Origin of the sequence: Sphingomonas daechungensis (assembly GCF_014489495.1) — a bacterium.
GTDB classification, from domain to species: Bacteria; Pseudomonadota; Alphaproteobacteria; order Sphingomonadales; family Sphingomonadaceae; genus Sphingomicrobium; species Sphingomicrobium daechungense.
The window spans coordinates 2,797,068-2,816,884 of the sequence record NZ_CP060780.1 but is presented as its reverse complement, the minus strand read 5'-3'; the positions used below and the strand labels follow the sequence as shown (position 1 = coordinate 2,816,884).

At 63.3% G+C, this 19,817-nt stretch carries 17 protein-coding genes and 6 pseudogenes; 11 read left to right on the top strand and 12 right to left on the bottom strand.

Annotation, left to right across the window (positions count from 1 at the left end):
• Positions 1-67 precede the first annotated feature (67 nt).
• A pseudogene (locus H9L15_RS15385) lies at positions 68-1,226 on the bottom strand (phosphoserine transaminase).
• A 361-nt stretch (positions 1,227-1,587) separates the two neighbouring features.
• Between H9L15_RS15385 and H9L15_RS15380 the strand changes: the two are divergent.
• The 4 genes and pseudogenes from H9L15_RS15380 to H9L15_RS15365 all read left to right on the top strand — a co-directional run bounded on the left by H9L15_RS15380 (position 1,588) and on the right by H9L15_RS15365 (position 4,375).
• On the top strand, positions 1,588-2,538 hold the full coding sequence (locus tag H9L15_RS15380; protein ID WP_187714699.1) for a M23 family metallopeptidase: 951 nt from the start codon (positions 1,588-1,590) through the stop codon (positions 2,536-2,538).
• Between the two features lie 38 nt (positions 2,539-2,576).
• Positions 2,577-2,911 (top strand): annotated as a pseudogene (gene erpA / locus H9L15_RS15375) (iron-sulfur cluster insertion protein ErpA).
• Positions 2,908-3,681 (top strand): exodeoxyribonuclease III, encoded by a 774-nt coding sequence (gene xth / locus H9L15_RS15370; RefSeq protein ID WP_187714698.1) that lies wholly within the window; start codon positions 2,908-2,910, stop codon positions 3,679-3,681. The pseudogene erpA and the gene xth overlap by 4 nt, the downstream one beginning before the upstream one ends.
• A 385-nt stretch (positions 3,682-4,066) precedes the next feature.
• Complete coding sequence (locus tag H9L15_RS15365; RefSeq protein ID WP_223276332.1) at positions 4,067-4,375, top strand: excalibur calcium-binding domain-containing protein; 309 nt, start codon at positions 4,067-4,069, stop codon at positions 4,373-4,375.
• Between the two features lie 8 nt (positions 4,376-4,383).
• Here the strand turns inward: H9L15_RS15365 and H9L15_RS15360 are convergent, their stop codons facing one another.
• Positions 4,384-5,523: an N-acetyltransferase gene (locus tag H9L15_RS15360; RefSeq protein ID WP_187714696.1), complete on the bottom strand. Its 1,140-nt coding sequence runs from the start codon at positions 5,521-5,523 to the stop codon at positions 4,384-4,386.
• A gap of 95 nt (positions 5,524-5,618) precedes the next feature.
• Between H9L15_RS15360 and H9L15_RS15355 the strand changes: the two are divergent.
• Positions 5,619-6,718 (top strand): annotated as a pseudogene (locus H9L15_RS15355) (fatty acid desaturase family protein).
• Positions 6,719-6,987: 269 nt separating this feature from the next.
• Here H9L15_RS15355 and lptG read toward each other — a convergent pair.
• Both lptG and lptF read right to left on the bottom strand, forming a co-directional pair.
• Entirely contained in the window at positions 6,988-8,085 is a 1,098-nt protein-coding gene (gene lptG / locus H9L15_RS15350) for an LPS export ABC transporter permease LptG (protein ID WP_317617545.1), read from the bottom strand.
• Positions 8,082-9,284 carry an LPS export ABC transporter permease LptF gene (lptF, locus tag H9L15_RS15345; protein WP_187714695.1) on the bottom strand — a complete coding sequence of 401 codons (1,203 nt, stop codon included), beginning with the start codon at positions 9,282-9,284 and terminating at the stop codon, positions 8,082-8,084. Before lptF ends, lptG begins: the two co-directional genes overlap by 4 nt.
• A 160-nt stretch (positions 9,285-9,444) precedes the next feature.
• On the opposite strand from lptF, the gene H9L15_RS15340 reads away from it, so the two are divergent.
• Positions 9,445-10,428, top strand: a complete 984-nt coding sequence (locus H9L15_RS15340; RefSeq protein ID WP_187714694.1) for a diacylglycerol/lipid kinase family protein — start codon at positions 9,445-9,447, stop codon at positions 10,426-10,428.
• 1 nt (position 10,429) lies between these two features.
• Positions 10,430-11,293 (top strand): hypothetical protein, encoded by an 864-nt coding sequence (locus tag H9L15_RS15335; RefSeq protein ID WP_187714693.1) that lies wholly within the window; start codon positions 10,430-10,432, stop codon positions 11,291-11,293.
• Positions 11,294-11,458: 165 nt separating this feature from the next.
• Here H9L15_RS15335 and H9L15_RS18165 read toward each other — a convergent pair.
• The 8 genes and pseudogenes from H9L15_RS18165 to H9L15_RS15300 all read right to left on the bottom strand — a co-directional run.
• Positions 11,459-12,013 (bottom strand): annotated as a pseudogene (locus H9L15_RS18165) (ATP-binding protein); the annotation flags it as partial.
• Between the two features lie 869 nt (positions 12,014-12,882).
• Positions 12,883-13,233, bottom strand: a complete 351-nt coding sequence (locus H9L15_RS18160; RefSeq protein ID WP_223276331.1) for a hypothetical protein — start codon at positions 13,231-13,233, stop codon at positions 12,883-12,885.
• A gap of 50 nt (positions 13,234-13,283) precedes the next feature.
• A complete protein-coding gene (gene spt / locus H9L15_RS15325; RefSeq protein ID WP_187714692.1) occupies positions 13,284-14,483 on the bottom strand; it encodes a serine palmitoyltransferase in 1,200 nt (399 codons plus the stop codon).
• On the bottom strand, positions 14,480-14,728 hold the full coding sequence (locus H9L15_RS15320) for an acyl carrier protein (RefSeq protein ID WP_187714691.1): 249 nt from the start codon (positions 14,726-14,728) through the stop codon (positions 14,480-14,482). The genes spt and H9L15_RS15320 overlap by 4 nt, the downstream gene beginning before the upstream one ends.
• Positions 14,729-14,969: 241 nt before the next feature.
• Entirely contained in the window at positions 14,970-15,485 is a 516-nt protein-coding gene (locus H9L15_RS15315) for a DUF1993 family protein (RefSeq protein WP_223276330.1), read from the bottom strand.
• Between the two features lie 242 nt (positions 15,486-15,727).
• Positions 15,728-16,780, bottom strand: a complete 1,053-nt coding sequence (locus H9L15_RS15310; RefSeq protein ID WP_223276329.1) for an acyltransferase family protein — start codon at positions 16,778-16,780, stop codon at positions 15,728-15,730.
• A 158-nt stretch (positions 16,781-16,938) separates the two neighbouring features.
• Positions 16,939-17,442: a hypothetical protein gene (locus H9L15_RS15305; protein WP_187714690.1), complete on the bottom strand. Its 504-nt coding sequence runs from the start codon at positions 17,440-17,442 to the stop codon at positions 16,939-16,941.
• A gap of 2 nt (positions 17,443-17,444) precedes the next feature.
• Positions 17,445-17,756 (bottom strand): helix-turn-helix domain-containing protein, encoded by a 312-nt coding sequence (locus tag H9L15_RS15300; protein WP_187714689.1) that lies wholly within the window; start codon positions 17,754-17,756, stop codon positions 17,445-17,447.
• Between the two features lie 128 nt (positions 17,757-17,884).
• On the opposite strand from H9L15_RS15300, the gene H9L15_RS15295 reads away from it, so the two are divergent.
• The 4 genes and pseudogenes from H9L15_RS15295 to H9L15_RS20630 all read left to right on the top strand — a co-directional run bounded on the left by H9L15_RS15295 (position 17,885) and on the right by H9L15_RS20630 (position 19,785).
• Complete coding sequence (locus H9L15_RS15295; RefSeq protein ID WP_187714688.1) at positions 17,885-18,505, top strand: LacI family DNA-binding transcriptional regulator; 621 nt, start codon at positions 17,885-17,887, stop codon at positions 18,503-18,505.
• A pseudogene (locus tag H9L15_RS15290) lies at positions 18,402-18,925 on the top strand (substrate-binding domain-containing protein). Before H9L15_RS15295 ends, H9L15_RS15290 begins: the two are co-directional and overlap by 104 nt.
• Positions 18,918-19,262: pseudogene (locus H9L15_RS20635) on the top strand (pyridoxal-phosphate dependent enzyme); the annotation flags it as partial. The pseudogenes H9L15_RS15290 and H9L15_RS20635, both read left to right, overlap by 8 nt.
• Entirely contained in the window at positions 19,162-19,785 is a 624-nt protein-coding gene (locus H9L15_RS20630) for a pyridoxal-phosphate dependent enzyme (protein WP_398286964.1), read from the top strand. The pseudogene H9L15_RS20635 and the gene H9L15_RS20630, both read left to right, overlap by 101 nt.
• Positions 19,786-19,817 lie beyond the last annotated feature (32 nt).

The window sequence follows — 19,817 nt, the reverse complement described above, 5'->3', positions numbered from 1 at the left end:
GCGCAGGCAGGAACCTAGCTTCCTGGAAAAAAAGGGACTGGGCCCCTGCCTTCGCAGGAGCACGGGGTCATCGAGAGGAGCGCACTTCCTCGTAGGCCCAGTCGAGCCACGGCCCGAGCGCCTCGATGTCTGCGGTGTCGACAGTTGCGCCGCACCAGATGCGAAGTCCGGGAGGTGCGTCGCGATATCCCGCGATGTCGTAGGCGGCGCCCTCTTTCTCGAGCAGGCCCGCGAAGGCCTTGATGAAGTCGGCGTCTGCCCCTCGACGGAAAGGCAGACCGATGTCGTCGAACGGCAGGCAGGATCGGCCGCGAGGTGGCTGACCCAGCTCCGCTCCTGGACAATGCGATCGAGCGCGGCGGCGTTGGCATCCGAGCGTTGCTGGAGCGCCTTCGCTCCGCCGATCGACTTCGCCCATTCCAGCGCCCAGATCGCGTCTTCGACAGCCAGCATGGACGGCGTGTTGATCGTCTCACCCCTAAAGATGCCCTCGGTCAGCTTTCCCTTTGAAACCAGGCGGAAGACCTTCGGCAGCGGCCGATCGGGCGTGAAGCTTTCGAGCCTCTCTACCGCTCTCGGGCCAAGGATCAGGATGCCGTGAGCACCTTCGCCGCCCAGAACTTTCTGCCAGGAGAAGGTCGCGACATCGATCTTCTCCCACGGCAAATGATAGGCGAAGACAGCGCTCGTCGCGTCCGCGAAGCTCAGGCCCTCGCGGTCGTCGGCGATCCATTCGCCATCCGGCACCCGTACGCCCGAGGTCGTGCCGTTCCAGGTGAACAGAACGTCGCTCGACCAATCGACTTGGGAGAGATCGGGGATCGCGCCGTAGTCGGCGCGCAGGACGGTGGGATCGAGCTGAAGCTGCTTAGCGGCATCGGTAACCCAACCCTCGCCGAAGCTTTCCCACGCGAGCGTGGTGACCGGGCGAGCGCCGAGCATGGTCCACATGGCCATCTCAAAGGCGCCGGTGTCGGACCCGGGAACGATGCCGATCCGGTGCGTGTCCGGAAGCTCCAGCAACTCGCGCATCAGTTCGATGCAATGCTGCAGGCGCGACTTGCCGATCTTGGCGCGGTGCGAGCGGCCAAGGGATTCGGTGGCGATTTTCGAAGCGTCCCAACCGGGCGGCTTTGCGCACGGTCCGGACGAGAAATGTGGCCTCGCGGGCGGGTATTGGGTTTTGCCGCGCGCACGTCCGCGCCGGCCGTCAGAAATTCCGTCAATTCAACTCTCCTCGCAGAGAGCACGCGCCGCGTTGGGACGGCGTGGCCCGTGGGCGGTTCTAACGGTGAATGCGGCGCGAGCAAGGCAGTGCGAAATTATCGCAGATCAAGGTCATGAAACGGTTGATTCGGGTGCCCTGCCTTCTGTGAATGCTGCGATTTGCTCGTTTCACCGCAGTGAGCCGACAGTTCGTCCCGGCAACCGGAACTGAAGGTTGAATTCATTAACCCCCCGGGTCAGTCTCCCTCTCGTCAGCAGGTGGTGGGCAATATCTGCAGGCTTTGGGGCTGGGGAGCTCCTGAAATTGTAGCTTCGGACCGCGCTTCCGTGCGGCCCGTGTAGTGCTTGGAGCGAGGGGTCATGTTGACGGTTCTGACGGCAACGTCCGGTCTTTTCAGGGATCGCGATTTTTTCGTGCATGATGGTGCGCAATTGCGGCGCTTTCGTCTGTCCGCGTCGGCCCAGGTCGTGGCCATTGCCGCTCTGCTCGCTCTCGTCGCCTGGTCCAGCTACGCCGTCGCTCGTTTCCTCACTCCTGCTCCTGCCGCCACCGCCCAGAACTCCACCACTGAATATTCCGCCCGCATCGCTCAGCTGACCGCTGAGACCGAACGCCGCGTGCAGGTGATCGAGCAGCGCCAGATGGCTCTGGCAGCAGCTCTCGCCAGTGAGAACATCGATCAGGCCACTCTTGCCCGCCTTGGCTTCACGCCGGCGAAGGCTGGCCAGGACGGCCAGGGCGGCCCGTTCGATGGCAATGCCGACCCGACCTTCAAGCAGCTCTTCACGAGTTGGAAGAAGCTCGACAATCTCGCTTCCGGCGCCATCGCCGTCCCGTCGGACAAGCCGGTAAAGACTGCGGCTTTCACCAGCGGCTACGGCGTCCGTTCCGACCCGTTCCGCGGCGCGGCTGCAATGCACCCGGGCATCGACCTGGCGGGTCCTTATGGCACGGCGATCTACGCGACTGCCGATGGCACTGTCCTCCGCGCCGGTTGGAACAATGGCGGATACGGTAATCTCGTCGAAATCGACCATGGCCGCGGAATTGCAACGCGCTACGGCCACCTTTCCCAAGTGCTCGTTTCGGCCGGTGACCGCATCACCCGCGGGCAGCTGATTGCCCGTATGGGCTCGACGGGCCGCTCGACCGGCAGCCACCTCCATTACGAAGTTCGCATCGACGGCCGTCCGGTCAATCCAATTCCGTTCATGAAGTCGACCGATTACCTGGTCGAAATGCAGAAGAATGCCGGTTCGCACTCGATGGATACGATTGCGCTCGGCGGACCGACCGGCGGCAAGCGCTAAGACCGGTTGCTCATTACCGGCCGCGTTCCTATCTCGCTCTGGTGAGCGAGCCTGACATCATCCTGACGGCAAGCGCTGCCAAGCGCGTTTCGTGGATCGCAGAACGGCAATCGAAGCCTGCAATCCTCCGGCTTGCTGTCGATGGCGGCGGTTGCGCCGGCTTCACATACAAGTTCGAATTGGCGGACGCTCAGGCCGACGACGATACAGTCGCCGAGACCGATGGCGTGAAGCTGGTTGTCGATCCCGTGAGCCTGGACCTGGTGCGGGCTCGGCGGTGGATTTCGTCGAGGATCTTGGCGGAGCATCGTTCAAGGTGACCAACCCGAATGCCGCTTCGGGCTGCGGTTGCGGCTCGAGCTTCTCAATTTGAGGCTCTCGACTTTCAACATCAACGGCATCCGCGCACGCCTCCCGCGGTTGCTCGAATGGCTCGAGCGCGAAAAGCCCGACGTCGTCTGCCTGCAAGAGCTGAAGTGCGCGGATGAGAGCTTGCCGATCGCTGACATCGAAGGCGCCGGCTACGGCGCAGTCTGGCATGGCCAGAAAGGCTTCAACGGGGTCGCCATCCTCGCACGCGGCGATACGCCTGAGCTGCGGCGTGTGGGTCTGCCTGGCGATCCGGACGACACCCACAGCCGCTACATCGAAGCGGAAGTCAGCGGCGTCGTGGTGGCTTCCATCTATCTTCCGAACGGGAATCCGATCGGCACCGAGAAATTCGACTACAAGCTGCGATGGATGTCGCGCCTGGAGGAACGGGCCGCCGAATTGCTGCGCGAAGAGCGTCCGGTCGTCCTCGCTGGGGACTTCAACGTCGTACCCGAAGACCGCGACGTCTTCTCGATCCGCGCCGCCGCCAACGACGCCCTCGTTCAGCCGGAAACGCGCGCGCAGTGGCGCCGGCTGCTCAACCAGGGCTGGACCGACGCTTTGCGGGCCTATCATCCCGATGATGCCGGACTTTATACGTTCTGGGATTACACCGCTGGTTGCTGGCAACGCGATGCCGGCTTCCGCATCGACCACTTGCTCTGTTCTCCGGAGGTATCCGACCGCCTGGACGGCGCGGGCGTCGACAAATGGGCGAGGGGAGAGGAAAAGGCGTCCGACCACGCGCCGACCTGGATTCAGCTGATCTGAAACGGCGATAGATTTGGGAGCGGCCAAGCGCCGAGTGGGTGCTCCTTACCCAACCGCTCCCGCCCTTGGGGGCATTGGGCGCCTTCATCCCAAGAGGAGCCTCTCGCTGCAGGGAACATCGCTAGACGATTCGCCGCAACGGAAGAGGCTCGCCGCCAACTTAGATCATCAAGAAAACTTTACAATTGGCTTAGTTGTTGCGGAATAGCGCGAAGTGAATCGCAGAGCGGCCCCGGGATTTGAACCCGGAGCAGCTCCGATGGACTTTTGGCGGAAATCAGGGCCCTCGATAAAGCCGTGCCCTGCCACAATTATATGTAAAGAGACATTTACATAAGGTTACCGATCGCCGAGAATGCGCTCGGTAGTCGGCGGGAGCAGGCAGGTGAACAAGTGGTTCGAGGGTCCGGTCGAGCGCACTCCTTGGACCTATGATCCAGCCTTCTTCGAATCTGCCGCAAGACGCCGCCGCGGGCTCGGCCAGACGATCGCCGTAGGGCTGCTCGCAACCACCCTGGTCTTCCTCCTCGGGATGGCCTTCACCAATCGCAACAACCTGCCGCTCTACTATCCGACCTGCGACTGGGCGCGCTTCGTTGGCGCAGCGCCGATTGCCAAAGGGCAGAAGGGGTATCGCCAAGCGCTTGATTCAGACGGCGACGGCATTGCGTGCGAGCCGTATCAGGACCCCTGACCGAGGCGTCAAAGCACCTTTTCGTAGATCCGGTAGCGATGATTGATGTGCGCCCCGGGGAGCTGGGCGATGGAAAGCATTCCCTTGTTGTCCTCGAGGATCCAGCCGAACTCGCCGTGAGTGGCCCCGAACTTGGAAACGGCGTCGCGCCGGGTGAACTCGATCATCATGAAAGCCAACTGGCTCGCCAGCCGTGAGCCGTGCAGCTTCTTTGCAACGCCCATGAGCGGCACCCGCAGCCGCCGTGTCCGGGGCTTCCGCAAGCGCCACAGCAGCTTGACGAAGTTGAACGGGAACAACTCGCCGTTGAGGTCCTTGGTCAGCTCATTGATGTCCGGGATGGTCAGCATAAAGGCGACTGCCTCGCCATCAACTTCCGCGATCCGCACCAACTCGCTGAAGATGATCGGCTTCAGCTTCTTGCCTGCATAGGCGATCTCGGCCTCGGTCAGCGGAACATAGCCCCAATTGTTGGACCAGGCGTCGTTCAGCAGGTTGAGAATGAGCCGGGCCTCCTCGTCGAAGCGCGACTTGTCGACGCTTCGAATACGGATGCGAGGATTGCGCTCACCCGCCTCGATCAGGCGGCTGATCAGCGGGTCGTGCCAGTTGGTAATGTCGAGCTCGTAGGTGATCAGGTCCTTGGCCTTTTCGTAACCGGCTGCTTCGATCCAAGGCTGATATTCCGGGCGATGATGGCCCATCATCGCGGTGGGTGGCTCGTCGAAGCCTTCGATTTCGAGGCCCGGCTCATCCCAGATTGACAGGCTGACGGGGCCAAGGGCTCTCGTCATGCCCTGCTCGCGGAGCCAGCCCTCCGCAGTCGCGATCAGAGCCGCCGCGGCCTCGCCGTCGAGAGCCTCGAACATTCCCCACTGGCCGGTGCCCCGCTCCATATGTTCCTGGACCAGATCGTCCACCTGTGCGCTGATCCGCCCGACGATTTTTCCGCCGTGCTCTGCCAGCCACAACTCCGCGCGAGCATGGCCGAACCAGGGATTCTTCTTTGGATTGAGGAGCCCGTGGACCTCGTCCTTCAGCGGCGGGACCCACGCCGGGTCGTTTCGATAAACGTCCCAGGCGAAGTTCACGAAGGCCTTGCGGTCGGCCTTGGTCACGACCGGGCGGATCGATACGGGGGCGTTCATTCGCGATGGCTAGCCGCTTGCCACAGGCAACGCCAGTAGCCGGCCCTTTCAACGCCATGATCGCGCCACTATCTCTTTGCAGAGGCAGTCAAATCATGTCCGGATCGACCACTCTCGAGCTGCAGCGCGCCAGCAACCGTCCGCTTTCGGGCGAGGCCGCGCGCACGCCCGCCAGCGACGACAAGGCGATGCTGAAGGCTGCGGCGGACCTGACTCGCGACCTCAATGTCGCCAGACCGGCGATCTACTGGGCCGATATGATCGGGTCGGCAGCCGTGGGATACGCGGGGTTGCTGTTGGCGATATTCGCGAACTCCGCTCTGGCTGCGGTCGCTGCCGGCGTCGTTGCCGTGCTGGCCCTTTACCGGGCTGGTAGCTTCATCCACGAGCTGACGCATATCAAGCCGAACGCGGTCCCCGGTTTTCGCCTGGTCTGGAACCTGTTGATCGGGATTCCGCTGCTGGTGCCATCCTTCATGTACGAGGGCGTTCACAACCAGCATCACGCCAAGCGTTACTACGGCACGGTCAACGATCCCGAATATCTGCCGCTGGCATTGATGAAGCCATGGACCCTGCCGGTGTTCATGGTCGCCGCCTTGCTGGCTCCCGTCGGGCTGTTGATCCGCTTCGGCATTCTGGCGCCGCTGTCGCTCCTGTCGCCCGTGCTGCGCGACCAGGTCGTGGCCAAATATTCGGGGCTGCAGATCAATCCGCAGTTCCGTCGTCCGCAGCCCGAGGGGAGTTCCGCCGTCAGTGGCTGGCGATGGAAGTTGCCTGCAGCCTCTGGGCAATCGCGCTGCTGGCGATGACCGCGACTGGCGTCGTTCCGTTTCGCGCCTTCCTGATTTTCCTGGGCGTCGCGTCAGGGGTAATGTTCCTGAACCAGGTTCGGACCCTGGTTGCGCATTTGTGGGAGAACGACGGCGAGCCGATGACGGTCACCGCCCAGTTCCTCGACAGCGTCAACGTTCCGCCACCCGCCACCCTACCGGTCTTCTGGGCACCGGTTGGGCTACGCTACCACGCGCTGCATCACTTGCTTCCGGGTCTCCCCTACCATGCGCTCGGCGAAGCTCATCGCCGGCTTTGCAAGGCGCTCGACAGCGGTTCGGCCTATCATGAGTCCAGCCACCGCGGCCTTTACGGGCTGGTTGGCCGGCTCGCGTCGAGCAGTTGGAATTCCACCCGCTAGATCACTCGTATTCGACAAGGCGAAAGGCGCGTTGCCGCCCGCCTTCAACGATGATCAGCTCTCGCTTGCGATTGGTAGGCATGCTTCGCCACTCGCTGGCCGATGCCCGGACGCCTCGAACAATCCGAATGCGTGCTTCCGCCCGGCCGCGAGGGACGGAGACCGGCTGTTGGACGGCAGCTGATAGGACGGCGAGCAGAAGCACCGCCGACCTTTCCGTGGAACGCGCTTAATCCCATGCTGTGCTTCCGTCCGAATTGGATACGAAGCTATTCCTCCGACCGGATAAGGACCGACTCGCCGACCAGCAGGAACAGCAGGAAAGGTGCCCAAGCTGCCAGGAAGGGCGGATAAGCGCCGACGTTGCCCATAGCGAGGCTGAAGTTGTCCGCGACGAAGTAAGCAAATCCCAGCGCCATGCCGATGCAGGCGCGGAGCAGCACCTGGCCCGAACGCGCGAGCCCGAAGGCGGCCGTTGCTGCCAGGAGCGGCATGAGAATCGTCGAAAGTGGACCGGAAACCTTGTGCCATAGGCCCGCACGTGCCTCGTCCGTCGGACGTCCCGCGCGTTCCAGCTCATCGATCCTCTTCCGCAACGTCCAGAAGTCGAGCTGGTCGGGGTCGACCTTTGCGAGCTTGAGTTGCTCCGGCTTCACGCCCTCCAGCGCGACCAACTCCGGCTGACGGCGGACCATGTTCATTGCCGTGCTGTAGATCGAGACGTCGCTGAGCTTCCAGGCATTGCCGTATGGGACGGCTCGCTTCGCGTTGATGACCTGCTGAAGCTCTCCACCTTCGCGGTCGTAGATGGTGAGATCTTCGATATGGAAGGCCGAGCCGCGGCCCCCGACGTGCCGCGCCTGGAGCAGATCGTTGCCGCTCAGCAGCCAGACATTACTCAGGATCCCGCTTTCCGGCGGCACGGGCTTGTAGTCGTTGTCGCTCCACGCCGTGACCTGACGATTGGCGTTCACCACGACTTTCTCGTTGAAGACGAAAAGGCCTGCCGCGATGATCAGGCTGGCCAGGATCAGAGGCGCAAGCATCTGGTGCGCCGAGATGCCCGCGGCCTTCATCGCCACGACTTCGCTGTGCTGGTTGAGCGCGGTGAATGCGATCAAGGTCCCGAGCAGAACGGAAAAGGGCAGGAACCGCGAAATCAGGAGCGGAAGCCGCAGGGAAACATACTTCCAGAGCTCGGCCTCGCCGTTCCCAGGCACCGCAAGAATCTTCCCGGATTCGCCTAGCAGGTCGAGCGTCATCAGGACGAGCACCAGCGCGATCAGCACTGCGAGGCTTCGCGTGACGAACAGCTTGATGGTGTAAAGCGCGATCCTTCGCGACGGAAAGAAACGAAGGTTGATCATGCCGGCTGGACCTTCGGCAGGAGCTTGCGGAGCGACTTGCCGACTCGGGCGAACGCACGTTCCAGCGCGCCGATCGGCTGGCCACCGGGTCGGTGCGCGAGCACATGATACATCCAGATGATCAATGCGCTCAGCGCGAAAAGCGGGATCCACATTGCAAGGATCGGGTCCATGCTTCCGCGTGCCGCCGCCTGCTCCGCATATTGGTTCACCTTGTGATAGGCGACGATGATCACGATCCCGATGAAGATGCCCAATGCCGAGCTGCTTCGCTTTGGCGGCACGGCGAGGGCCACCGCCAACAGCGGAAGCATCAGCATCATCAGGACCTCGACGATGCGGAAGTGGAAGTTGGCCTGCGCACCCATGCGGTCGTCCTTCGACGCCTTGGGGTCGAAGTAGCCGACCCGGAACAGCTCGGGCAGCGTCAGCTCTTCGAGCTCCTCGTGCCCGCGCTGCCGGAAGCTGTCGACGCGCGGCAGGTTGATGGGCAGATCGTAGAGATCGAACGACAAGGTCCGCGGTGTCGCGAACTTCGGCGAATTCTGGATCAGGCGGCCATGCTCCAGGCGGAACAGGATCACGTCGGGATCATCCGTGGACAGGAATCGCCCCTGCTGCGCGGTCGCCGCCACCGACATGCCGGAACGGTCGTCGACCTGGACGAAGATGCCGTGGAGCTGCGTCCCCTTATGCTCGCTGCGGTCGATGCGAAGAGTCATCTTCCGGCCGAGATTGTTGAACTCGCCGACCTTCACCGAAGCCCCCAGCGCGCCCGAGCGAAGATCGAACCGGAGCCGCTCATAGCCATAGTGGGTCCACGGCTGGATCCAGCCGACGATAAACAGGTTCAGCAGCAAAAGGACCACCGTGAACCCGTAGGGCACCCGCAATAGCCGTCCGAAGCCCGCGCCGATGCCGCGCAGGGCGTCCAGCTCAGACGACAGCGCCAGCTTGCGGAAGGCCAGCAGGATCCCCAGCATCAGCCCAATCGGGATTCCGAGCGAGAAATATTCCGGAAGCAGGTTGGCAAGCATTCGCCACACCACGCTGACCGGTCCGCCGGCCGTCACGACGAAATCGAACAGGCGCAACATCTTGTCGAGTACGAGCAGCATTGCCGCGAGCAGGAGGGTGCCGAACAGCGGCACCGCAATCTGCTTCGTGAGGTAGCGATCGATCAAAGACAGCCGGCGCACGGATTATGTCGTTCCAACACCATGATTTGGCCGCAAACCGGGCCGAGATAGCGTAGTGGGCAGTTGCACCTTGCTGAACGGTGCCGCGGCCCTTGGCAGGGCTATAGCGGACGGAACTCGAAAATCATGCGTAAATCGCGTTTCGTCGCACGGTGTAGCAATGGTTGAGGGATCGCGTCCGAGGATCGCCCTCCTGTCCAATCCGAAGTCGACAGGCAATATCGCGCAGCTCGCCCGCATCCGGGAGTATTGCGCCGAGCATCCGGACATCTTCCACTACGAGGTCGAGCACGCCGACCAGATCGGTGACGGCATGCGGACGATCGCCCGTGTCCGGCCGAAGATGCTGATCATCAATGGCGGTGACGGAACCGTCCAGGCCGCGCTGACCGAAATCCATAACGGCGGCCATTTCGAGGACGAGCCGCCGCCGGTCGCCGTGCTTCCGAACGGAAAGACCAACCTGATCGCCATTGATCTCGGCTCGCACGGCGATCCGATCGAGGCGCTCGAAAAGCTGGCGAAACTCGCCCAGTCGGACCTCAGCCCGCATATCGTCGCGCGGGAGCTGATTGCGCTCCGCTGCGATCCGACTTCGCGTCCGGTGATCGGCATGTTCCTCGGCGGCGCGGGCCTTGCCGACACGATGCTGTACTGCCGGGACAAGATTTACCCGCTCGGTCTGCCCAACGGCCTTAGCCATGCGCTGACTGCGGTAGCCTTCCTCGCGCGGATGTTCCTGCGCCTGAAGGCCAACTTCCTACCGCCGGAGCCGAGCCACATGCAGGTGTCGATCCGGCCGGACGACCCGATCCAGGGCCGCTTCGCATTCTTCGCTGTGACCACGCTCGAGAAAATGCTGCTCACCGCTGAGCTCAACGGTTCAGGCCAGGGCGGGCGGCTGAAGCTGGTAGCGATCGAAGAGCGCCCGGTGTCGCTGATCAAGGCCGTGGTTGCGAATGCGCTCGGCAAGCTCGGCGTTGCGCGGTTGCGCGGAGTGCATTTCGAAGAGGCTGACGAGATCAGCATCGAGGGCGAGAACACGAACCTCATCCTGGATGGCGAGATGTTCCAGACCAAGGTCGGCCGCCCAATCACCCTGAGTTCAGCGCAGCCGTTGTCGTTCGTCCGCCTCGCGGCCTGACATGCCTGCCTTGCGCGATCTCGTCGCTGAAGAACTGTCGACGCCCGTCGATAGTCAGGTCACCGGCATGGCCGCTGCGATTGCCGCGAAATACGGACAGGCCTCCCGCGCGGTCCTTTTCTACGGATCTTGCCTTCGGGAGAAGAAGCTCGAAGGGCTGATGCTCGATTTCTACCTGATCGTCTCCAGCTACCGCGAAGCTTTCGGCAAGACGTGGCTGGCCCCGGCCAACGCGATGATCCCGCCCAACGTCTTCTATTTCGAGCATGATGGCTTGGTCGCCAAATATGCCGTGCTCTGCGAGAGCGACTTCTATCGGCTGAACGGTCCCGAGACTCGCAACGTGTCGGTGTGGGCCCGCTTCGCGCAGCCGTCGCGGCTGGCGTGGTCGGCGGATGCCGAGGCGCGGTCGGCGGCAATTGCGGCAATCTCCCGCGCGGCCCCGACCTTGCTCGCGGCGGCCGGTCAGGTGGATGGCGAGAGCCCGCTGGAATGGTGGCGGCGTGCCTTCTCGCTCACCTATTCCGCCGAGCTGCGCGCCGAGCGGAAAGGCCGTAGCGGCTCCGTCGTCGATGCCGATCGTGAGCGTTACGAGCGCTTCAGCGAGCCTGCCATTGCCGCAGTTCCGGCGTTGCTCGCGCGACCGACGAGCTGGGCGCGTCGACGGGTGGAAGGGAAACTGCTGTCCGTCGCGCGTCTTGCGAAGGCCAGCTTCACCTTCGCCGGAGGCGCCGATTATATCGCCTGGAAAATCAATCGGCATGCGGGAACGGATATCGAGCTCAAGCCGTGGCAGCGAAAGTGGCCGCTGCTGGCCGCGATCAGCCTGCTGCCGCGGCTCCTCCGGTCCGGCGCGGTTCGGTAGGCCGGCGGGAAAGCGCGATCGCCACGGCGTTCGCAAGCGCGCCGACCGTGAACGGCTTGCGCAGCAGTTCGTGACCGACGAGGTCGCCCGTTTCGCCCTCCCGAAATAGCCGGTGACGAAGAGGACCGCGAAGTCGTCGTGGGACTGCTTCAGGTGCTTGATCAGCTCGGGTCCCGTCATCTCGGGCATGATGACGTCCGAAATGACGAGGTCGAACTGCTGGTTCGCGAAGATCTCGATCGCTTCTGCACCACTGCTGCAGGCGACCGGGTCGTAGTCGAGATCCTGCAGCGCCTCGATGGTCGACGACCGCACGCGAGGATCGTCTTCGACGACCAGGATGCGTGCGCCGGGCACATGCGCTTCATTATCCGCACGCTGGACGGTCGGATGCAGGCGGACGGGCGTCTCTGCGGCGATCGTCCGTGGAAGATAGATGGAAACCGTGGTTCCCTTGCCTTCTTCGCTCTGGATGCCGACCTCGCCGCCGGACTGGTGGGCGAAGCCGAAGATCTGGCTGAGGCCGAGGCCGGTGCCCTTGCCGACCGGCTTGGTGGTGAAGAACGGCTCGAACGCCCGTTCCATGACCTCGGCTGACATTCCGCAGCCGGTGTCGGTCACCGAAATGCGGACATAATCGCCGGCACGGACATCGCCGACTTCATTGGCTGTGAGCGCCTGGTTGCTCGCGGTAATCCGCATCAGGCCTTCGCCGCTCATCGCATCGCGCGCGTTGACCGCCAGGTTGACGATGGCGTTCTCGAGCTGATGCGGGTCGACGTAGATCGGCCAGACGTCCGGATCGAGATCGACCTCGACATGGATCCGCTCGCCGAGCGTGCGGTCGAGGAGGTCGGACATTCCCGACACAAGTTCGCGGCTGTCGACGCGCTCCGGCAGTAGCGGCTCCGACCGGGCGAAGGATAGCAAGCGGCGGGTGAGGGCGGCCGCGCGCGTCGCGCCCTCCATTGCGTTGTTGAGATGGTTGAGCACCTCGCGGCGCGGCCCGTTGAGACGCCGGCGGGCAAGGTCGATGCCGCCGACGACCACCGCGAGCATGTTGTTGAAGTCGTGCGCGATGCCGCCCGTCAGCTGACCGACCGCTTCCATCTTCTGAACCTGGCGCAGCTGCGCTTCCGCTGCCTCGCGCTCCTCGATCTCGGCCTTCAGGGCAACGTTGGCCTCGCTGAGCTCGCGAGTGCGCTCGGTGACGCGCTCTTCCAGCAGTTCCGCGCGCTCCGTTTCGGACTCGGCGAGCCGCTTCGCGTAGGCGAACTGGCGGATGGCCTGGACAGAGACAAAGCCAAGGAGGATCGCGCCGAGCCCGACGATGACGCCAAGCCAGCTCAAATAGTCGGTCAGGCGGTCGGCCTGCGCCGAGAAGAACTTGGTCTGTTCCATCCGCTGGCGAAGCAGCGTGCGTTCCGCCGCAGCAATCTCCGCGAGCTTGACCGAGAGGTCGACACCCACGGGAGACTGGGCGGCTTGATAGAAGTAGCCGGTGCCGCCGGACCCTTGCTTAGCGACCGTCGCTCGGGCGGCGAGGGCGAATTCCTCGCCGCGGATCTGGTATAGCCGCATCAGCTCCATCACCCGCTGGCGCTGCTCGGGTCTGACCGGACGAGGCGTTCCAGCTGATAGATCTGCTGTCCGGCGAGCCGCCATTGGCTGTAATAAATATTGCCGCTGGTCTTCACCTCCTCGTCGAGGACGAAGCGGCCGAGTCCAGCTTCGGCTCTGGAGATGCTCGCATCGACCGCGCGGGTCAGCAGGTTGACGTCGTAAGCGTGGCGCTCGCCCTGGAGCGCACTGTCGCGCGCGCCATTGGACATGGCGACAAGAGTGACCATGGCGAGCAGGATAAGGGTGGCAAGAAGCGCCCCTGCTGCTGCCCCACCCCGTCGCCAGTCGAACTGGAGATCGTCCCCACTGGGCGTCATGTCAGCAGTCTAAACCTGTCTGCATCCCGACGGAAGCCGCGCGTTAACGATTATATACAGCCAGTCGCACGGCCCGCCGCAGCGAACATTCCGAGTATCTCTTCAACCTGCTCACTGCTGTGCTCCGCACACAAGGAACAGCGCAAAAGCGTCATTCCGGCAGGTGTCGCGGGCGGCCGGGCGAGATTGACGTAGAGGCCTTCCTTCAGAAGCGCTTCCCACATTGCGGCGCCGGTTTCGAGGTCGGGCATGATGACGGCGATGATGGCGGACTGCGGCTCGTCGGTGCCGAGCGTGAAGCCAAGCTGGCGGAGGCCCGCGTGCAGCCGCTTCGAATTCTCCCACAGATGCGCGCGCTTGTCGGCGGCATTCATAAGCTTGCGGATCGAGGTCGCGGCGGTCGCGACCACCGAGGGTGGAAGCGAGGCGGTGAAGACGTAAGGGCGGCAGACCAGCCGCAGGATCTCGAACTTTGGATGGTTGGAGACGCAGAAGCCACCGACGGTGCCGACCGACTTGGAGAAGGTGCCGATGATGAAATCGACGTCGTCCATCACGCCCTGGGCTTCGGCGACGCCACGGCCATGCTCTCCGATGAAGCCCATCGAGTGAGCCTCGTCGACGAGGACCATCGCGCCGTTGTCCTTGGAGACCCGGACCATTTCCTTCAGCGGAGCGATGTCGCCCAGCATCGAATAGACGCCTTCCAGGACGACCAGCTTGCCGGCCCCTTCGGGCACGCGCTTCAGCCTTTTTTCGAGCGCCTCGATGTCGTTGTGGCGGAAGGGGACAACCTGCGCATTGCCCATCGCGCAGCCGTCGTAGATCGACGCGTGGCTGTCGATGTCGAGGATGATGTAGTCATCCTTGCCGGCGATCGTCGAAATGATGCCGAGGTTCGCCTGGTATCCCGTCGAAAACACCATGGCATGGTCCATGGCGTAGAAATCCTTGAGCGCATCCTCGACGGCGCGGTGGCCGGCGTAGGTGCCGTTGAGCACGCGGCTGCCGGTGGTGCCTGAGCCAAACTCGTCGAGCGCCTTCTTGCCGGCGGCGACGACGTCCGGATCGAAGGTCATGCCCATGTAATTGTAAGTGCCAAGCAGGATCGTCCGCTTGCCGTTGCAGATCGCGACCGTCGGGCTTTCGACCTTTTCCATCACCAGGTTGAACGGGTCGGTGACGCCAGTCGAAAGGAGACCTTCGCGCAGCGCGATGAGGTCGTCGAACTTGGAGAAAAGGTCGCTCAACGCTCGCCCTCAAGCTGGCGGACGGCATCGACGAGCTGGTCGACCGTCTCGATCTCCGCTGCGCGGTTCATGCTGATCAGGATGTCGAACTCGTCCTCGACCGAGGCGACGAAGTCCATCACGGTCAGGCTGTCCCATTCGAGGTCCTGCGCAAAGCGCGTGTCGCCGGAGATTGCGACGCCCTTTTTGTTGAAGGGGTCGATCAGGTCGCGGATCCTGGCTTCGGTTTCGTCACGGTCGGTCATGCATGGCCCCTATGCGGCAGCCCGCGCTTTCGCAACGCAATCGGGCGCGATTGCGGCGGCGGAGGGTCCGAAAGCGGCGCGAATGGTCCCAATGTTCGCACTGACGTGGTCGAAATCCGACACTCCTGCCGATCGCACGATCGCTTACGCTCCACGAACTGACAGGATTGTCCGAACACCGCTCGATCGAAGCAAACCGAATCCTACTTTGCCAGCTGAAAGTCCGGTCGGCGGATGAACGCTAGCTATTCGGCGTCCGGAACAATGTGCCGGGCCATATGCGGCAGGAAATCCATCTTGCCCAAGGGACGCCCGCGTTCCGCAGCAAGGCGTAGGCCATCGTCACGTGGAAATAGAAGTTCGGCATGATCCAGTCGCGGATGTTCTCTTCGGACGACATCAGGAAACGAACGCCGTTCGGCAATGTCAGGTCGACGACCGCGTCCGGTGCTGCCCATTCGGAAGGGTCGGCCTGATCGATCAGCGAACGAACCGCGGCAATCCGCTCGCGAACTTCGGCCAGCGAGCGATATTCCTCCTCCTCAAGCGGAAGAGCTTTCCCGCCCACCTGATTGAGCGCCAGCAGCACCTGGTTCAGCGCGACGCGTAACTGTAGCTCCAGCGGAAACATGTCCTCGGTGAGCTGCTCGGCAAGCACAGTATCCGGCATCCCGGCGTCTTCGGCCTTGGCAACAATACGATCGAGCGCGCCGAGCATATCGTCGAACACGATCCGAGCTGAATGAGCGTAGGTCATCGTGAACCTCTGACGTGGAGTGACGTCTCGTGCTAGCCGTAGCTCGATCAATGTCTCCGACGGCAGGCGATTGATCCTGTCCGCAATGGGTGAAAAGCGGGACCGGTCACCGGCAACGCCTGTCCCTTAGGCGGAAACCGCGTCCTGCTGGCGGCTACGAACCAAGAAGCGAGCGGCCAAGGCCCGGCGAACGGGCAGGTCGTACCATTTGAGGCACGCGTACGCGAGCGCTACGCACGCGACTAACACCCCCGCTCCGACCAAAGCTCCTTGAGCCGCCGGAACCTGGTTGTCGATAACCCAGCCTGTGTAAATGTACATGAGGGGATAGTGCGTGATGTACAGGGGTAGGACAGGTCGCCGAAAAAGCGAGCCACCCGTACCGACGTGCCACCGACCTCTTTCTGACCGGCACCGATCACAACGATTATCGGGAACAGCAGCATCACGCACAACACTTCGTAGACGCCGTTCATCCACATTGCCTCCGTCCCGCCGATCCGCGGAACCGAAAGGGCGGCCACCAGCAACAGGCTGCAGATGAGGAATGAGTGGTTCGTGTGAATGCGTTTGCCGAGCCGCATCAGGAGCACACCGACGAAGAAGGGAAACATCACTCGGGACAATCCGATCTGGATACCGGCGGCATCCAGCGCCCAGCCGCCGATCAAGTCTCCGCGCTTCCCGAAGACAGCCAGCGAGATCAGCGCTACGCCGGCCAATGCTACCAGAATCCCAAGAGCGCGGTTGGAGAGTTTCCGCAGGCCGACAGCATAGAGAATATTCGCCACATATTCGTAGAACAAAGACCAAGCCGGACCATTCAGAGGATACATCTCGTCCCAGCCCCGAATGTCCGCGGATTTCGGGAGCGGGATCATCGTGAACCCGATCAGCATGACCAGCAGCACCTGCCAGACCGAGGCAGATCCCACCTTCGGGAAGATCGAGAAATACTGGAACCAGAACAGCGCGGCGCCGATGAGGCTTCCCATCACGATCATCGGCTGAAGCCGGATCAGACGCCTCTTGTAAAAGTCCCATTGGGTCATCCCACCCCAGCGGCTGTCGTATGCGTAGGCGACGACGAAGCCGGACAGCAGGAAGAAGAAGTCGACCGCTAGATAGCCGTGGTTGATGATCTGCCTCTGCGGATTGTTGTCGGCGTAGGCCTCGAACAGGTGGAACACGACGACAAGGAGGGAGGCGACCCCGCGGAGTCCGTCCAGAACGACATAGTGGCTCTTTTCCGGCGCGAGGGCCGACGTCGATGTCGCTGCTGACGAAGTATCCACGCCCGAACTCTCCCCACCCGAATCAATCGAATGTAACCGGTTACATAACTACGGCGGGGCGATCAACGCGGGTGATTGGACTGTCTGGATGGGTCGGAATCCGACATCAGCGCTCGGGAAGAAAAAGACGGTCCATTCGCTGATTCCCCTCATGCATCCTAGCCAACGCGCCTGAAGTAGGTGGTCACCGTGCGCGGCGTGACGTTGCCTGCCCAGACGATGGTTTCCTTCATCGACTTCCGATCTTCTTCGATCGTGTAGACCCGGGTCGAGACGGGCTCGCCGCCTTTGGTGAACGTCAGGACCAGGGTGTTCGGCGCCGGCTGGCGCATCGAGACCTGGTCGGCGAAGCTCATGTTGCCGGTGAGCGGGACAGGGTTGCCGTCTGCCGGGCCGGTCGCCTCGGCGTGCTGGCGGGAGCCGTCGGGGCCGATGATTTCGCTCCGGCCGGTCCATACCTGATCCGCTGACACGCGGAAATCGAGCGTGACGCTGCGGGGGCGTTCATCGGGCGGGAGGCGCGAGACGTCCAGCGACCACTTTCCGACTAAAGGGAGCTGTTCGGACGCGGCGGCCTGGACGACCTGGGAGCGCGGCTCGGCCTGCGGTGAGTTGGTGACGGCCATTCCAATGGCGGCAACAGCGATGGGTATCACGATCATGATCAATCCTTTCGACATTCCCGGCCGCGATCGGCGGGCTGCGCCGGGTCTTGGGTCGGAGGATGCGAGCCGGATAGATCGATATTTTTGTCCCAGATTTTTTGTGCAGCAAGGATGCGGGCAAGCTCACGGCTGCTGCTGACGCCTGTCTTGCGGCGAGCATCGCGCAAGCGCTCGTTGATCGAGGCTTCGGACTGATCGAGACGCGTGGCGATCGACTTTCCCGTGTGGCCCATCGCCAGCAAGTGAAGCACCTCCAGCTCCTTCTCGGAAAGGGAGGCGATTGCGCTGGGCGGCACATTCGGAACAGGCATGGGCGGGGATCACCACAGGCCCGATCCGGCGTCCACCCAAATTTCTTGGCTCGCGCGCCGCTGCAGCCATTCAATCTTTGCATGCATGTGCACGTTGTCGCCGGGCTCGGGCGTGGCTAACTGCGTGGGTGAACGGCCGCAGGTCCACCATCGACGATGTCGCCAAGGCGGCGGGTGTAGCGCGCGTGACGGTCTCGCGCGTCCTCAATAATGAGCGCGGCGTCCGGCCGGAGACGCGGGAGAGAGTTCGCGACGCGGTTGCGGCGCTGCGCTTCTCGGTGAACCTGCAGGCGAGGGCGCTGGCCAGCGGCGTGGATCGGACGATCCTCCTCATCCACGCCCACGGCCGGGAAGGCGAGCCGAACAGCCACTATCATTCGGGCCTCGAACTCGGCGCGATGCGCGCCTGCTCCGCCATCGGGTACGAACTGGTCACGCGCTCCATCAATCCAATGCGTGAGGACCGCGGCCACCTGATTGCGGCCATCGTCCAGAGGCTTCGCCCGGCCGGGATCGTGCTGCCGCCGCCGTTTTCAGACGACGTAGACCTCCTCACGACCATGAAGGACACCGGCATTCGCGTTTCCACCGTTTCCGCTGGCAAAAGGGGACGGGGAGTGGTGTCCTCGGCGGGGATCGACGAGCGTGCCGGCGGCGCCGCGCTGGGCGGTACCTGGCCTCGCTGGGCCACCGGGATATTGCATTCATCAAGGGCCGAACGACCACCTTGCCGCCTCGCTGCGCTATGAGGGGTTCGTCGAAGCGCTCAAGGCAGCGGGGCTCGGCCGGGAGCCGTGGACGGCGAGCGGTGACTTCAATTTCAAATCCGGGGTCGAGGCGGCGGAGAGCCTTCTTGCCCAAGGAAAAAGCTTTACCGCGCTTGCCTGCGCGAACGACGACATGGCGGCCGGGGCGATGTTCGCGCTGCACCGGGCACGCAAGACCATTCCGGGGACATCTCGGTCACCGGCTTCGACGATTCGCCGATGTCGGAAATCGTGTGGCCGCCGCTGACGACGGTGCGGCAGCCGATCAAGGACATTGCCGAGCGGGCGGTTCGAATGCTTCTCGATCCGCCGCACGAAGGCGAGTACGCGCCGTTCGAAGCGCTGCCTCACGAGCTCGTCATTCGGGAGTCCACGGCGGCGCCGGGGAGGACGGATGATTGAACCTGTAAGGCCCATCACGATCGAGGACATCGAGGCTGCTCGCGAGCGGATCGCCGGCACCGTCCTTCGCACGCCGCTCGTCCGCCTGGAGCTGGGACGCGAGGTGCCCGAGATTTGGCTGATGCTGGAGAATTTGCAGCCGACCAACGCTTACAAGATTCGCGGCGCGGCCAATGCCGTTGCCCGGCTATCCGATGCGGAGCGAGCGCGCGGCGTGTGGACGATCAGCGCCGGCAATGCGGGGCAGGGAGTCGCCTATGCCGCCCGGACGTTCGGCATTCCCGCAAGCGTCGTGGCCATCGAGACAGCGCCGCAGACCAAGCTGGAAAGGATGCGGGCGCTTGGGGCGACCATCGTGCCGGTCTCCTACGACGAGGCGTGGAAGGCTGCAGAATCGCACTCCTATCCGGGGCTCGACGGCACCTTCATCCACCCTTCGACAATCACGATTTCATCGCCGGTCATGGCACGATGGGTCTGGAGATTGTCGAGGACTGTCCGGACGTCCGCACGGTCATCTGCGCGATCGGGGCGGCGGGCTGATCAGCGGGGTCGGCAGCGCGATCAAGGCGCTGCGTCCGGACGCGACTGTGCTGGGGGCCGAGCCGGAGACTGCGGCGCCCTATGCCTTGTCGCTGCGGGAAGGGGCGCCACAGAAATACGCGGACTGGGAGGCATCTTTCGTCGACGGTGCGGGCGGGAAGAGCGTCACCGAGCGGATGTGGGATCGCATGGGTCCGGTGACGGACGGATCGATCGTCGTCACGCTCGACCAGACCGCGAAGGCGATGCGCCTGATCGCGGAGAAAACGCGAACGATTGCGGAGGGGCTGGCGGTCTCGCGTTGGCGGCAGCACTGACCGGCCAGGCGGGCGACGGACCGATCGTCTGC

Bases quoted from the DNA above. Each gene is read 5' to 3' on its own strand.
- H9L15_RS15300 (WP_187714689.1), bottom strand. From the start codon at position 17,756: ATGCCTGTTCCGAATGTGCCGCCCAGCGCAATCGCCTCCCTTTCCGAG.
- H9L15_RS15360 (WP_187714696.1), bottom strand. From the start codon at position 5,523: ATGAACGCCCCCGTATCGATCCGCCCGGTCGTGACCAAGGCCGACCGC.
- H9L15_RS15305 (WP_187714690.1), bottom strand. From the start codon at position 17,442: ATGATCGTGATACCCATCGCTGTTGCCGCCATTGGAATGGCCGTCACC.
- H9L15_RS15340 (WP_187714694.1), top strand. From the start codon at position 9,445: ATGGTTGAGGGATCGCGTCCGAGGATCGCCCTCCTGTCCAATCCGAAG.
- lptG (WP_317617545.1), bottom strand. From the start codon at position 8,085: ATGATCAACCTTCGTTTCTTTCCGTCGCGAAGGATCGCGCTTTACACC.
- H9L15_RS15320 (WP_187714691.1), bottom strand. From the start codon at position 14,728: ATGACCGACCGTGACGAAACCGAAGCCAGGATCCGCGACCTGATCGAC.
- H9L15_RS15380 (WP_187714699.1), top strand. From the start codon at position 1,588: ATGTTGACGGTTCTGACGGCAACGTCCGGTCTTTTCAGGGATCGCGAT.
- H9L15_RS20630 (WP_398286964.1), top strand. From the start codon at position 19,162: ATGCGGGGCAGGGAGTCGCCTATGCCGCCCGGACGTTCGGCATTCCCG.
- H9L15_RS15315 (WP_223276330.1), bottom strand. From the start codon at position 15,485: ATGACCTACGCTCATTCAGCTCGGATCGTGTTCGACGATATGCTCGGC.
- H9L15_RS15335 (WP_187714693.1), top strand. From the start codon at position 10,430: ATGCCTGCCTTGCGCGATCTCGTCGCTGAAGAACTGTCGACGCCCGTC.
- H9L15_RS18160 (WP_223276331.1), bottom strand. From the start codon at position 13,233: ATGACGCCCAGTGGGGACGATCTCCAGTTCGACTGGCGACGGGGTGGG.